Raw genomic sequence first — 12,928 nt, 5'->3', positions numbered from 1 at the left:
TTCAGCGGACGAGCTCGACCCGCAGGCCGGCGCGACCGAGGGCCCCGAGCACCTCGGCCCGGTGCTCGGGGCCGCGGGTCTCCAGCGTGACGACCACCTCCACCTCGTCGACCCCGAGCGCCACCCCCAGCCGGTGGTGCTCGACGGCCAGCACGTTGAGGCCGAGGTCGGCGATGGCCCGGGTGGCGTCGGCCAGCGCGCCCGGCCGGTCGGCGAGCACCAGCCGCAGGACGAGGTAGCGACCGGCCGCGCTGAGGCCGAAGTCGATCACCTCGGTGAGCACCGGCGCGTCGACGTTGCCGCCCGACAGCACCGCGAGCACCGGCCCGTCGCCGGGCACCTTCCCGGCGAGCAGCGCGGCCAGCCCGGCCGCCCCGGCCGGCTCCACCACGGACCTGGCCCGCTCCAGGAGCAGCAGCACGGCCCGGGCCAGCTCCTCCTCGGTGACCGTGACCACCTCGTGGACGTGCGCCTGCACGTGGGCGAGGGTGAGCGCCGAGGGGGAGCGCACGGCGATGCCGTCGGCGAGGGTGCGGTGCGCGGCCACCTCGACCGGGCGACCGGCCGCCAGTGAGACGACCATCGACGGCACCGCGGCCGCCTGCACGCCGATCACCCGCACCTGCGGGCGGACGTGGGCGAGGGCGGTCGCCACCCCGCCGATCAGCCCGCCTCCCCCGACTGGCACGACCACGACCTGGGCCTGCGGGGCCTCGGTGGCCAGCTCCAGGCCGAGGGTGCCCTGTCCCGCGAGCACGGTGGCGTCGTCGAACGGAGGCACGAACACCGCTCCGGTCGACTCGGCGTGGGCCCGTGCTGCGCGGACGGCGTCGTCCACCGTCGCACCGACGAGCCGCACCTCCGCGCCGTAGTCGCGCGTGGCTGCCAGCTTCGGCAGCGTCACCGTGCTGGGCATGAACACCAGGGCCCGGTGCCCCGTGATCGTGGCGGCGAGGGCGACACCCTGGGCGTGGTTCCCGGCCGACGCGGCCACCACATCGGGGAGGTCGTCGCGCCCCTCCGGCGGGCGGGCGGGGAGGCCGGCCAGGCGGTGGTAGGCGCCGCGGATCTTGAACGAGCCCGTCCGCTGCAGGTGCTCGGGCTTCAGCAGCACCTCTCGTCCGCACACGCGGCTCAGGGCGTGCGCCCGGCGGACCGGCGTGGGTCGCAGCACGGGGGTGACCACCTCGGCCGCGGCCCGGATCTCCTCCAGCCCGATGAGGTCCACCCTCCACCCCCTTGTTTGCCTGGTGCGCTGCGGGGCCGTATCCTGCCAGGTGCCCTTCGCGCGCCGACCGGCGCGCTCTCGGTCTGGGCCCAACACCGAAAAGGTCCGTCGCGTGCGTACGTTCTCACCCCGAGCCAGTGACATCCAGCGAGCTTGGTACGTGGTCGACGCCGAGGGTCTCGTCCTCGGCCGGTTGTCCACCGAGGTCGCCCGCGTCCTGCGGGGCAAGCACAAGCCGGTGTTCGCGCCCCACCTCGACACCGGCGACCACGTGATCATCGTCAACGCCTCCAAGGTGGTGCTCACCTCGGGCAAGGCCGAGACCAAGCAGGTGTACCGCCACAGCCAGTACCCCGGCGGCCTGCGCAGCGAGAGCTACGCCGAGCTGCTGGCCCGCCGGCCCGAGGACGCCGTTCGCCGCACGGTGCGGGGCATGCTCCCGAAGGGCCCGCTGGGGCGCAAGATGCTGAAGAAGCTGAAGGTGTACGCCGGCCCGACCCACCCCCACGAGTCCCAGCGGCCCCAGCCCCTCGAGCTGGCCCACGCCCGGGCCCGCTGACCAGGAGCCGAATCGCCTTGTCCAAGCCCCTCGTGCAGTCCACCGGCCGTCGCAAGGAGGCCGTCGCCCGCGTGCGGCTCCGCCCCGGCTCGGGCCAGATCACGGTCAACCGGCGGTCGATCGAGACGTACTTCCCGTCGGAGACCCATCGGGTGATCGCCACCGAGCCGCTGCGCGTCACGTCCACCGCCGAGGTGTACGACGTCGACGCCACGATCGACGGCGGCGGGGTTTCGGGGCAGGCCGGTGCCCTGCGTCTCGGCATCGCCCGCGCCCTCATCGAGCTCGACGCGGAGATGCGGCCCCTTCTCAAGCGAGGTGGCTTCCTGACGCGCGACGCCCGCGTGAAGGAGTCGAAGAAGTACGGGCTGAAGAAGGCCCGGAAGGCCCCCCAGTACTCGAAGCGCTGACGCGGGTGCGGGTGCTGGGGCGGGTGCTGAGGCGGCGCGCGCTCCTCCCACCGATGGGCGCAGGCACACGATGACCCTCCGGTTCGGCACCGATGGCGTCCGCGGGGTCGCCAACAGCGAGCTCACGCCCGAGCTGGTGCTCGCGCTGGGGCGGGCGGCGGCCCGCGTGCTCGTACCCGGCGGTCTGGTCCTGATCGGTCGCGACACCCGCCGCTCGGGGCCCCTGCTCGAGGCGGCGCTGGCCGCCGGCCTGGCGTCCGAGGGCGTGGCCGTGGGGCGGCTCGGTGTGCTCCCGACGCCGGGCGTGGCCTGGCACTCGGCGGCCGGCAACGTGCCGGCCGCCATGATCTCGGCGTCGCACAACCCGTTCCCCGACAACGGCATCAAGTTCTTCTCGCCCGGCGGGCGCAAGCTCTCCGACGACGAGGAGGCCCGGCTGGAGGCCGAGCTCGACCGGGTCCTGGCCGATGCAGCGGGCGGCGAGCGGGCGCGGGTCGGTGACGGGGTGGGGGCGGTCACCGACGTGAGCGATCCCACCGAGGGCTATGCGGCTGCCCTCGCCGACTCGATCGGCGGCCACTCGCTGGAGGGTGTCCACGTGGTGCTCGACGGCGCCAACGGGGCCGCCAGCGCACTGGCACCGGAGGTGCTGCGCCGCCTGGGCGCGCGCGTCGACGTGATCCACGACGAGCCGGACGGCTGCAACATCAACGACGGGTGCGGGTCGACGCACCCGGGCGACCTGCAGGCGGCGGTGGTCCGTCTCGGGGCGCACCTCGGTCTGGCCTTCGACGGGGACGCCGACCGGGTGCTCGCGGTGGATCACGCCGGCCGGCTGGTCGACGGCGACCACCTCATCGCCATGTGCGCGATCGACCGGGCGGAGCGGGGCGTGCTCACCGACGACACCGTGGTGGTGACCGTGATGACGAACCTCGGCTTCCGGCTGGCCATGGCCGAGCGCGGCATCCGTGTGGTCGAGACGCCGGTCGGCGACCGCTACGTGCTGGAAGCGCTCGACCAGGGAGGCTGGTCGCTCGGCGGCGAGCAGTCCGGCCACGTGATCTTCCGAGACCTGGCCACCACCGGCGACGGCGTGCTCACCGGCCTGCAGGTGCTCGACCTGCTCGCGCGCTCCGGCCGCCCGCTGGCCGAGCTGGCCGACGCGGCCATGGTGCAGCTGCCCCAGGTGCTGTGCAACGTGCGGGTCGCGCATCGGCGCCCCGACGTGGCCGAGGCCATCGCCGACGAGATCGGCGCGGCCGAGGCCGAGCTGGGCGAGCGTGGCCGGGTGCTCGTGCGCGCCAGCGGCACCGAGCCACTCGTGCGCGTGATGGTGGAGGCGCCGACCGCCGAGCAGGCCGACGACGTGGCCGGACGGCTCGTGGCCGCCGTCGAGGCCGTCTGCGCCTGACCCCGGCCGGCGGGCCGGCCGGGCCGGGCGCCCGGCCCCGCCGAGAGCCCCGACCGGGCCGACCCCGTTACCCTTCGCTGCCATGTGCGGCATCGTGGGTGTGACCGGTGCGGATCCGGCGCTGCCGGTCCTCCTCGAGGGGCTCGGGCGCCTGGAGTACCGGGGGTACGACTCGGCCGGCGTCGCCCTCCAGGCCGACGGGGCGATCTGGCGCCGGCGGCGGGCCGGGAAGCTCGCCGAGCTGGCCGGCGCGGTGGGCGACGCGCCCGTCGGCGCCCACGCCGGGATCGGCCACACCCGTTGGGCCACCCACGGCCGGCCCAACGAGGCCAACTCGCACCCGCACGTCGACGCGTCGGGCCGGCTGGCCCTCGTGCACAACGGGATCATCGAGAACTTCCGCGAGCTGCGGGCCGAGCTCGAGGCGGCCGGCGTCGAGTTCGCGTCGGAGACCGACACCGAGGTGCTGGCCCACCTGATCGCGCGGGTGAAGGCCGACGACGGTGTCGGCCTGGCCGAGGCCGTGCGCCGGGTGCTCCGGCGGGTGAGCGGCTCGTTCGCGATCGCGGTGATCGACGCCGACGACCCGGAGCTGATCGTGGCGGCCCGGCGCTCGTCGCCCCTCGTCGCCGGCCTCACGGCCGACGCCGGCTACCTGGCCTCCGACATCCCGGCGATCCTCGATCACACCCGGGAGGTGTTCGTCATCGACGACGACGACCTCGTCGAGCTCCGCCCCGGCCGGATCCGGGTGACGACCCCCGGCGGGGACGAGGTCGAGCCGCGGCCCCGCACCGTGAGCTGGGACCTCGAGGCCGCCGAGAAGGGCGGGTTCGAGGACTTCATGCTGAAGGAGATCCACGAGCAGCCGCAGGCGATCGCCGAGACGCTGCGGGAGCGCCTCCAGCCCGGAGGACGGCTGCACCTCGATGAGGTCCGCCTGAGCGACGAGGAGCTGCGGCTCGTCGACAGCGTGTTCATCGTCGGGTGCGGCACCAGCTACCACGCCGGCCTGGTGGCGAAGTACGCCATCGAGCACTGGACCCGGCTGCCGTGCCAGGTTGAGATCGCCAGCGAGTTCCGCTACCGCGACCCCGTGCTCGACCGTCAGACCCTGGTCGTCGGGGTGAGCCAGAGCGGCGAGACCCTCGACACCATGGAGGCGACTCGGTTCGCTCGCCGCAACGAGGCCCGGGTGCTGGCCGTCGCCAACGTGGTCGACTCCTCGATGGCCCGCGAGGCCGAGGCCGTGCTCTACACGCGGGCCGGGCCCGAGATCGGCGTGGCCGCCACCAAGACCCACGTGGCCCAGATCGTGGCCATGCAGGTGCTGGCCCTCTACCTGGCCCAGCTGCGCGGCACCCTCTACCCGGCCGAGATCGCCGACCTGGTCGATCACCTGCACCAGCTGCCGGCCAAGGTCGAGGCCGTGCTCGCCCGGGCCGACGAGCTCGTCCGGGCGGGCGCCTCCTACGCCGGGGTGCGCGACTTCTTCTTCCTGGGCCGAGGGCCCGGGGTACCGGTGGCGATGGAGGGGGCGCTCAAGCTGAAGGAGATCAGCTACGTGCGGGCCGAGGGCTACCCGGCCGGCGAGCTGAAGCACGGCCCCATCGCCCTGGTGGAGCCGGGCACCGTGGTGCTGGCCGTGGCCACCCGGAGCCGGCTGCTCGACAAGATCGTGTCGAACCTGCAGGAGGTGAAGGCGCGCGGCGCCACCGTCGTGGCCGTCGTCACCGAGGGCGACGAGGCGACGGCCGCCCAGGCCGACGAGGTGCTGTGGGTGCCGGGCACCCACGAGCTGTTCGCCCCCGCCGTCGACGTGGTCCCGCTCCAGCTGTTCGCCTACGGCCTGGCCAAGGCCCTGGGCCGCGACGTCGACCAGCCCCGCAACCTGGCCAAGACGGTCACCGTCGAGTGACCCTGGCCCTCCACCCGTGATCGGGATCGGGATCGACGCCGTCGAGCTCGACCGGTTCCGCCGGGCCCTCGAGCGCACGCCCGGCCTGGTCGGCCGGGTGTACACCGACGACGAGGCCGCCTACGCCCACCGCCGGCGCGACCCGACCGAGCGCCTCGCCGCCCGCTTCGCGGCCAAGGAGGCGGTGATGAAGGCCATGGGGGTCGGGCTGTGGCGGGTCGCGTTCCGGGAGATCGAGGTGGTGCGGGCCCCGTCGGGGCAGCCGACGGTGCGCCTGACCGGCCGGGCCGCGGCGCGATCCGAGGCCCTGGGCGTGACCAGGTGGCACCTCACGATCACCCACACCGAGCGCTCGGCCCACGCCGTGGCCGTGGCCGAGTAGACCGGCGCGATCACCGGCGCATCAGCACGACGAGGGCGTGGCGGTCGGCTCGCGGCCGGGGCCGATCCGGGTGGGGAAGGCTCCGCAGCGCGGCGATCGTCGGCACGGCCACCCTCTCCCAGGTGTCGGCATCGAGCTCCCAGGTCCACGAGAAGTCCCGCCGTTCGAGACCTCGCGCCACGTCGGCGGGCGACTGCTCGAACCGATGCAGCCCGCAGTCGCCCACCTCGTGCAGCCGCAGGCCCGCGCCCGGGGCCAGCTCGGCGAGGCGCTCGGGGGCGTCGGCCGGGGGGTGGCTGTGCGCGGCCAGCGCCTCGAGGGCCTCGGCGATGTCGTCGCGCTGGTACCACCCCCGGCCCGGCACGACGACCACCCGCCCGCCCGGACGCAGCACCCGGGCGCACTCGGCCAGCACGGCGGCCACGTCGGCGACGAGGTGCAGCACCCACACCACGACGACGGCGTCGACGCGACCGGCCCGCACCGGCAGCGCCGACCCGTCGGCACGGGCCACCCGGGCCCCGAGGCGCTCCTTCGCGCGGGCCAGCATCGGTGACGAGATGTCGACGCCGCAGACGGCGAAGCCGGCGTCGGTGAGCGGTCGGGCGACCGCGCCGGTGCCCACGCCCACCTCGAGCACCGCCGCCCGGGCGGGGATCCGGGCGGCGATGGCGGTGGCCAGGCGGCCGCCCCGCTCGAGGCCGCCGCGCGTCTCGTCGTAGCAGTGGGCCACGCGGTCGAACGGGACCGACGCCGGGCGACCAGCCGCTGATCCGGGAGGGGTCATCGGCCGGGACCGTACCGGGCTGGCATCATCGGGGCTCGATGATCCCGGTGGTCTCGCCCGCCGAGATGGGCGCCATCGACGCCGCCGCCCCCGAGCCGGTCGAGGTGCTCATCGGCCGAGCCGGGGACGCGGTCGCCCGCGCCGCGACCCGCCTCATGGGCGGCACCTACGGCCGCCACGTGGTGGTCGTGGCCGGCAAGGGCAACAACGGCAACGACGGGCGCGCCGCCGCGGCCTGGCTCCGGCGCCGGGGCGTGCGGATCACGGTCGTCGACGCCGCCGACGCTCCCTCGGTGCTGCCGCCGGCCGACCTCGTGATCGACGCGGCGTACGGCACCGGGTTCCGTGGCACGTGGCGGGCCCCCGATCCGGGCGGCGTGCCGGTGCTCGCCGTCGACATACCCTCGGGGGTCGACGGGCTCACCGGCGAGGTGGCCGAGCGGGTGCTGGCCGCCACCCGAACCGTCACCTTCGCGGCCCTGAAGCCGGGTCTGCTCCTCCCGCCCGGGTCGGGCTCGGCGGGCCGCGTGTCGGTGGCCGACATCGGCCTCGACGTGTCGAGCGCCCGGGCCCACCTGGTGCAGGGCGTCGACGTGGCCGGGTGGCTCCCGGCGCGGCCGGCCCAGGCGCACAAGTGGCGGGCCGCCCTCTACGTGGTCGCCGGTTCGCCGGGCATGACCGGCGCCGCCCATCTGGCGGCCTCGTCGGCGCAGCGCGGCGGGGCCGGCATGGTGCGCCTGGGGTCGCCCGGTGTGGACCACGACCCGCTGGCACCCACGGAGGCCGTCGGCCGGCCGCTCCCGGCCGTGGGATGGGATGCCGCGGTGCTGGAGGAGCTGCCGAGGTGCCACGCCCTGGTGGTGGGGCCCGGTCTGGGGCGGGCGCCCGCGACGGCCAGCGCCGTGTGCCGGGCGGTGGCGGCTGCGCCCGTCCCCGTGCTGGTCGACGGCGACGGACTGGTGGCCCTGGCCGGGGCGCCGGGCGGCTCGGCCGGCGTGCTCCGCGGCCGGGGTGCCGCCACCGTGCTCACGCCCCACGACGGCGAGTTCGCCCGGCTGGCGGGTGGGCCACCCGCCGCCGACCGCATCGGGGCGGCCCGCGAGCTGGCGGCCCGGCTGGGCGCGGTCGTCCTGCTGAAGGGGGCGTGCAGCGTGGTGGCCGAGCCCGGCGGGGCGGTGCTGGTGAGCGCCAGCGGCGACGCCCGCCTGGCCACGGCCGGCACCGGTGACGTGCTCTCGGGGCTCGTCGGCGCCCTGCTCGCCCAGGGGGTGCCCGCCTTCGAGGCGGCGGCGGCCGGGGCGTACGTGCACGGCGTGGCCGGCACCCTAGGCTCACGGGTGGGCCTGGTGGCCAGCGACCTGGTCACCCGCCTGCCCACCGTGCTGAGCGATCCCGGAGTGTGGCCCTGATGCCCGACACCGCCTGCATCCGCGACGTCATGAGCGCCGCCGCCGTGACGTTCCGCCCCGACGACACGGTCGAGGTGGCCCTCCGGCGCCTGCTCGACCTCGATGCCAGCGGCGGCCCGGTGATCGACGCCGACGGCAAGGTGGTGGGGATGCTCACCGACGGCGATCTCATCGTCCAGGAGGCCGAGGTCCCCACCCCGACGGCGCTGGGGATCTTCGGGGCGCTCCTGCAGTCGCGCCACCGCCGCGAGGAGTTCGACGAGCAGGTGCAGAAGGCCTTCGGCACCACGGTCGCCGCGCTGATGGAGCCCGACGTCATCGCCTGCCACCCCGACGACACGGTCGAGCAGGCCGCCACCGTGATGCACGAGCACGACATCTCGCGGCTGCCGGTCGTCGATGCCGACGGTGCGCTGCTCGGCCTCGTCACCCGGCGCGACCTGCTCCGGCACCTCCTCGCGTCGTACCGCCGGGAGGGGTCGGCGTAGCGGTGCGCCCGGCCTGGGTCGAGGTCGACCTCGGCGCGCTCCGCCACAACGTGCGGATCCTCGCCGAGCTGGTCGCCCCGGCCCGCGTCTGCGCCGTGGTGAAGGCCGACGCCTACGGCCACGGCGCGGTTCCGGTGGCCACCGCGGCGGTGGAGGCCGGGGCGACCTGGCTGGCCGTCGCCCTGGCCCAGGAGGGCGCCGAGCTGCGCCGGGCCGGCATCGAGGTGCCGATCCTCGTGCTGTCCGAGCCGTCGGCCGCCGAGCTGGCCGTCGTGGTCGCCGAGGGCCTCCGGCCCGCGGTGTACTCGCTGCGGGGCATCGAAGCCGCCGCCAAGGCCGTGGCCGAGGCGGGCTCGTCCCCGCTCCCCGTCCATCTGAAGGTCGACACCGGCATGCACCGGGTGGGCGCCTCGCCCGAGCGCCTCCCCGAGCTGGCCCTGGCGGTGACGGAGCACCCCGAGCTGCGACTCGAGGCCGTGTGGACCCACTGCGCGGTGGCCGACGAGCCGGAGCACCCCTTCACCGAGGAGCAGCTGGCCCGGTTCGAGCGGGCCCTGGCCGGGCTGCGGGCCCTCGGCATCGACCCGCCGCTGGTGCACGTGGCCAACAGCGCGGGTGCGCTGGCCCACCCGCGGAGCCGCCGCGACCTGGTGCGCTGCGGCATCGCCCTGTACGGCGTGGCCCCCGGACCCGACCTGGCCGAGGCCAGCGCCGGCCTACGGCCGGTCATGGCGGTGAAGGCGGCCGTCTCGTGGGTGCAGACCCTGCCCGCCGGCGAGGGGGTGTCCTACGGCCTCCGGCACCGGGCCGAGGTCGACACCGTGGTCGCCACCGTCCCGATCGGCTACGCCGACGGCGTCCCGCGCCGGCTGTTCGAGGTGGGCGGGGCCGTCCTGGTGCACGGGAGGCGGTGCCCGATCGTGGGGGCGGTGACGATGGACCAGCTGATGGTGGCGTGTGGGCCGGCCGGCGACCCCGCCACGCCGGACGTGGAGCGCGGCGACGAGGTGGTCCTCATCGGCCGGCAGGGGGGCGAGCGGATCGGGGTCGAGGACTGGGCGGGCCGCCTGGGGACGATCCCCTACGAGATCGTCTGCGGCATCAGCCCCCGTCTCCCGCGCCGCTACCGCTGAGCGGGCCGTGCTCACCGACGTCCCCGGGGTGCGGGTCGGCCACTGGACCGACGAGGTGGCCCGGACCGGCTGCACGGTGGTGCTCCTGCCGACAGGCACGGTCGCCTCGGGTGAGGTGCGCGGCGGCGCCCCCGCGACCAGGGAGTTCGCCCTGCTCGACCCGCAGCGGCTCGTCGACCGGGCCGACGCCGTGGTGCTCACCGGGGGATCGGCCTTCGGCCTGGCTGCGGCCGACGGGGTGATGCGCTTCTGCGAGGAGCGCGGCGTGGGCTTCCCCACGATCGGTGGCCCGGTCCCCATCGTCGTCGGCCTCGGTCTGTTCGACCTGGGCGTGGGCGACCCGGCGGTGCGTCCGGGGCCGGCCGAGGGCTACGCCGCGTGCGTGGCCGCGTCGGCCGGGCCGGCGCGCCTCGGGCAGGTGGGCGCGGGGACCGGGGCGACCGTCGGCAAGTGGCGGGGGCGCGAGCACGCCCGCCCCGGCGGGCTCGGTGCGGCCACCGTGACCCGGGGGGCGCTGGTGGTGAGCGCGCTGCTCGCGGTGAACGCGCTGGGCGAGCCCGACGACGGCACCCTCCACTGGTTGCCGGGCACCGAGGACCACGTGTTCGGGAACACCACGATCGGGGTGATCGCCACCAACGCCTCCCTCGACAAGGACGGGTGCCTGCTGGTGGCCCAGAGCGGCCACGACGGCCTGGCCCGGGCGCTGCTCCCCGTCCACACGCTGGTCGACGGCGATGCCCTGGTCGCTGCGGCCACCGCCGAGGTGCGGGCCGACCTCGACCTCGTCCGGTTGCTCGCCGTGCGGGCAGTGGAGGCAGCGGTGCGCGACGCCGTGGGGTAGCGGGCCCGCCGCCGCTACCATCGCCTGCGTGCCGACCCTCGACGAGCTGGCTCGCGAGGCGGCCGGGTGCACCCGGTGCGGACTCGCGGCCCGGCGGAGCACGGTGGTCTTCGGGATGGGCGATCCCCGTGCCGACCTCATGTTCGTGGGTGAGGCGCCCGGCGCCGAGGAGGATCGCCAGGGCCTGCCGTTCGTGGGCCGCTCGGGCAAGCTGCTCGACCGGCTGCTGCTGGAGGAGCTGGGCATCACGCGCCAGCGCGTGTACATCGCGAACGTGGTGAAGTGCCGCCCGCCCGACAACCGCGACCCGAAGCCGGAGGAGATCGCGGCCTGCCGGCCCTATCTGGAGGGCCAGGTCGACGCCATCGACGCCCGGGTGGTGGTGACCCTCGGGCGCTTCGCGGCCCAGGTGCTGTTGGGCACCACCGAGGGGATCACCCGGTTGCGCGGCCGGACCTACCCGTACCGCGGCGGGGTGCTGATCCCCACGTTCCACCCGGCAGCCGCGCTGCGGGGGGGCAGCGAGCCCCTCGCGCAGATGCGGGCCGACCTGGTCAGGGCCAAGCTCGCGCTGGCCGACGGAGCGGCTCGGTGACCGTCGCCGGCACCGCTTCGGCCGCCGAGACCCGCCGGCTGGCCGCCGCCCTGGCGGCGTTGGCGCAGCCCGGCGACCTGGTGGTGCTGATCGGCGAGATGGGCGTGGGCAAGACGGCGTTCGCCCAGGGCTTCGCCGCCGGGCTCGGCGTCACCGAGCAGGTGACGAGCCCCACCTTCACGCTGGTGCGCCACTACCAGGGGCGGCTGACGCTGCACCACGTGGACGTGTACCGCCTCGACCGGTTGTCGGAGGCGCTCGACCTGGGGCTGGCCGAGCTGCTCGACTCCGGCGGCGTCACCCTCGTCGAGTGGGGAGACGTGGTGCTCCCCGTACTGCCGTCGGACTACCTGGAGGTGCGCCTGTCGTACGTGGACGACGACGAGCGCCGGCGCCTGTCGGCGCGCGCGGTGGGGAGGACCTGGGCCGGCCGGCGCGCGGCCGTCGACGCGGCGCTGGCGCCCTGGGCGGACGGGTCGGCGTGACGTGCTGATCCTGGGCATCGACACGGCCACGCCCCAGGTGGGGTGCGCGATCGGCGGCCACGAGGGGGTGCTGGCCCGCTTCGAGAGCGCGCGTGGCCAGCAGCACACCGAGACCCTCACGCCCGCGATCGACTTCGTGCGCCGCCGGGCCCGGGTGGAGCTCGCCGACATCTCGGTGGTGGCGGTCGACGTCGGCCCCGGGCTCTTCACGGGGCTCCGGGTCGGCGTCGCCACCGGCAAGGCGATCGCCCACGCGCTGCGGGTCCCCATGATCGGCATCTCGAGCCTCGACCTGCTGGCGCTGCCGGTCCGGTACACGTCCCGGCTGATCGTGGCCGTCGTCGACGCCCGGCGCGGGGAGCTGTTCTACGCGTTCTACCGGCAGGTGCCGGGCGGTGTGCAGCGGGTCGTCGAGCCCCAGATCGGCTCCCCCGAGGACCTGGCGTCCGACCTGGGCGCCCTGGACGACGAGATCCTGCTCGTCGGCGACGGCGCGCTGCGCTACGCCGACCACCTGGCTCGCCGGGCCAAGACGGAGCTGGCCGACCGCGGCCTCGCGTACCCGTCTGCCGCCTCCCTCGTGCAGCTGGCCCACCCCAAGGCGCTGCGCGAGGAGTTCGTCAACCCGTGGGACCTGCAGCCCCTGTACCTCCGCAGGCCCGACGCGGAGATCAACTGGAAGGTGCGAGAGGGTCGGTGAGCAAGCTGGCCGACTCCATGCGGGACGCCGGGGGCCCGGCCCTCGACGTGCGGCTGGCGCCCATGCGGCGCCGCCATCTCCGCTCGGTCCTGCGCATCGAGTCGCAGGTGTACCCGCGCCCGTGGTCGCTCGGGCTGTTCCTGTCGGAGCTCGGCCTCAAGACGTCGCGCGTGTACGTGGTGGCCCGCGCCGAGGGCCACACCGTCGGGTACGCGGGCCTGATGCTGGCGGCCGGTGACGGGCACATCACCACGATCGCCGTCGACCCGGCCTGGCACCGCGGCCACATCGGCACCCGGCTGCTCCTGGTGCTCGCACGGGAGGCGGTGGCGCGCGGCTGCACCGCCCTCACGCTCGAGGTGCGGCTGGGCAACGCCCCGGCCCAGGCCCTGTACCGCCGGTTCGGCTTCGCGCCCGCCGGGATCCGGAAGAACTACTACACCGACACCAACGAGGACGCCGTCGTGATGTGGGCCCACGACGTGGACCAGCCGGCCTACGCCGAGCGGCTGGCGGCCATCGAGGAGGGCATCCCGGGCACCACCGTGGTGGAGGGGTTCGACCGGTGATCCCCGA

At 75.5% G+C, this 12,928-nt stretch carries 15 protein-coding genes; 13 read left to right on the top strand and 2 right to left on the bottom strand.

Translation table 11 applies throughout. The annotated features are described in order from the left end of the window. Position 1 precedes the first annotated feature (1 nt). Complete coding sequence (locus IPM45_08460; GenBank protein ID MBK9179590.1) at positions 2 to 1,228, bottom strand: threonine ammonia-lyase; 1,227 nt, start codon at positions 1,226 to 1,228, stop codon at positions 2 to 4. A gap of 112 nt (positions 1,229 to 1,340) precedes the next feature. Between IPM45_08460 and rplM the strand changes: the two genes are divergently transcribed. From rplM to IPM45_08435, 5 genes are all read left to right on the top strand, one after another. After that, positions 1,341 to 1,787: a 50S ribosomal protein L13 gene (gene rplM / locus IPM45_08455; protein MBK9179589.1), complete on the top strand. Its 447-nt coding sequence runs from the start codon at positions 1,341 to 1,343 to the stop codon at positions 1,785 to 1,787. A gap of 17 nt (positions 1,788 to 1,804) precedes the next feature. Beyond that, positions 1,805 to 2,197 carry a 30S ribosomal protein S9 gene (rpsI, locus tag IPM45_08450; protein ID MBK9179588.1) on the top strand — a complete coding sequence of 131 codons (393 nt, stop codon included), beginning with the start codon at positions 1,805 to 1,807 and terminating at the stop codon, positions 2,195 to 2,197. A 70-nt stretch (positions 2,198 to 2,267) separates the two neighbouring features. Beyond that, positions 2,268 to 3,611 (top strand): phosphoglucosamine mutase, encoded by a 1,344-nt coding sequence (gene glmM / locus IPM45_08445; GenBank protein MBK9179587.1) that lies wholly within the window; start codon positions 2,268 to 2,270, stop codon positions 3,609 to 3,611. Between the two features lie 82 nt (positions 3,612 to 3,693). Further along, positions 3,694 to 5,529, top strand: a complete 1,836-nt coding sequence (gene glmS / locus IPM45_08440) for a glutamine--fructose-6-phosphate transaminase (isomerizing) (protein ID MBK9179586.1) — start codon at positions 3,694 to 3,696, stop codon at positions 5,527 to 5,529. 16 nt (positions 5,530 to 5,545) lie between these two features. Beyond that, complete coding sequence (locus IPM45_08435; GenBank protein ID MBK9179585.1) at positions 5,546 to 5,911, top strand: holo-ACP synthase; 366 nt, start codon at positions 5,546 to 5,548, stop codon at positions 5,909 to 5,911. A 10-nt stretch (positions 5,912 to 5,921) separates the two neighbouring features. Here the strand turns inward: IPM45_08435 and IPM45_08430 are convergent, their stop codons facing one another. Next, entirely contained in the window at positions 5,922 to 6,644 is a 723-nt protein-coding gene (locus IPM45_08430; GenBank protein MBK9179584.1) for a class I SAM-dependent methyltransferase, read from the bottom strand. Positions 6,645 to 6,736: 92 nt separating this feature from the next. Here IPM45_08430 and IPM45_08425 point away from each other — a divergent pair, with 92 nt between their 5' ends. Genes IPM45_08425 through rimI form a run of 8 tightly spaced genes read left to right on the top strand, consistent with a single transcriptional unit; the run spans position 6,737 to position 12,921 of the window. Beyond that, on the top strand, positions 6,737 to 8,107 hold the full coding sequence (locus IPM45_08425; GenBank protein MBK9179583.1) for an NAD(P)H-hydrate dehydratase: 1,371 nt from the start codon (positions 6,737 to 6,739) through the stop codon (positions 8,105 to 8,107). Continuing rightward, positions 8,107 to 8,595, top strand: coding sequence for a CBS domain-containing protein (locus IPM45_08420; protein ID MBK9179582.1), 489 nt, complete (start codon positions 8,107 to 8,109; stop codon positions 8,593 to 8,595). The genes IPM45_08425 and IPM45_08420 overlap by 1 nt, the downstream gene beginning before the upstream one ends. A 2-nt stretch (positions 8,596 to 8,597) precedes the next feature. Beyond that, positions 8,598 to 9,728 carry an alanine racemase gene (locus tag IPM45_08415; GenBank protein ID MBK9179581.1) on the top strand — a complete coding sequence of 377 codons (1,131 nt, stop codon included), beginning with the start codon at positions 8,598 to 8,600 and terminating at the stop codon, positions 9,726 to 9,728. Between the two features lie 7 nt (positions 9,729 to 9,735). Beyond that, positions 9,736 to 10,572 (top strand): P1 family peptidase, encoded by an 837-nt coding sequence (locus IPM45_08410; GenBank protein MBK9179580.1) that lies wholly within the window; start codon positions 9,736 to 9,738, stop codon positions 10,570 to 10,572. Next, complete coding sequence (locus tag IPM45_08405; GenBank protein ID MBK9179579.1) at positions 10,466 to 11,167, top strand: uracil-DNA glycosylase; 702 nt, start codon at positions 10,466 to 10,468, stop codon at positions 11,165 to 11,167. The genes IPM45_08410 and IPM45_08405 overlap by 107 nt, the downstream gene beginning before the upstream one ends. Then, positions 11,164 to 11,652 carry a tRNA (adenosine(37)-N6)-threonylcarbamoyltransferase complex ATPase subunit type 1 TsaE gene (tsaE, locus tag IPM45_08400; protein MBK9179578.1) on the top strand — a complete coding sequence of 163 codons (489 nt, stop codon included), beginning with the start codon at positions 11,164 to 11,166 and terminating at the stop codon, positions 11,650 to 11,652. The genes IPM45_08405 and tsaE overlap by 4 nt, the downstream gene beginning before the upstream one ends. A 1-nt stretch (position 11,653) precedes the next feature. Continuing rightward, the gene (gene tsaB / locus IPM45_08395; GenBank protein ID MBK9179577.1) at positions 11,654 to 12,352 is read left to right on the top strand and encodes a tRNA (adenosine(37)-N6)-threonylcarbamoyltransferase complex dimerization subunit type 1 TsaB; all 699 of its coding nucleotides are present in this window, start codon (positions 11,654 to 11,656) and stop codon (positions 12,350 to 12,352) included. Next, entirely contained in the window at positions 12,349 to 12,921 is a 573-nt protein-coding gene (gene rimI, locus IPM45_08390) for a ribosomal protein S18-alanine N-acetyltransferase (protein ID MBK9179576.1), read from the top strand. The genes tsaB and rimI overlap by 4 nt, the downstream gene beginning before the upstream one ends. Positions 12,922 to 12,928: the final 7 nt, after the last annotated feature.

The organism is Acidimicrobiales bacterium, assembly GCA_016716005.1.
GTDB lineage: Bacteria > Actinomycetota > Acidimicrobiia > Acidimicrobiales > JADJXE01 > JADJXE01.
The sequence above is the reverse complement of the archived record's forward strand: the minus strand, read 5'-3'. Positions and strand labels throughout refer to the sequence as shown.

Coding starts and splice junctions, on each gene's coding strand:
- glmM (MBK9179587.1), top strand. CDS start 2,268: ATGACCCTCCGGTTCGGCACCGATGGCGTCCGCGGGGTCGCCAACAGC.
- glmS (MBK9179586.1), top strand. CDS start 3,694: ATGTGCGGCATCGTGGGTGTGACCGGTGCGGATCCGGCGCTGCCGGTC.
- IPM45_08425 (MBK9179583.1), top strand. CDS start 6,737: ATGATCCCGGTGGTCTCGCCCGCCGAGATGGGCGCCATCGACGCCGCC.
- IPM45_08420 (MBK9179582.1), top strand. CDS start 8,107: ATGCCCGACACCGCCTGCATCCGCGACGTCATGAGCGCCGCCGCCGTG.
- IPM45_08405 (MBK9179579.1), top strand. CDS start 10,466: ATGCCCTGGTCGCTGCGGCCACCGCCGAGGTGCGGGCCGACCTCGACC.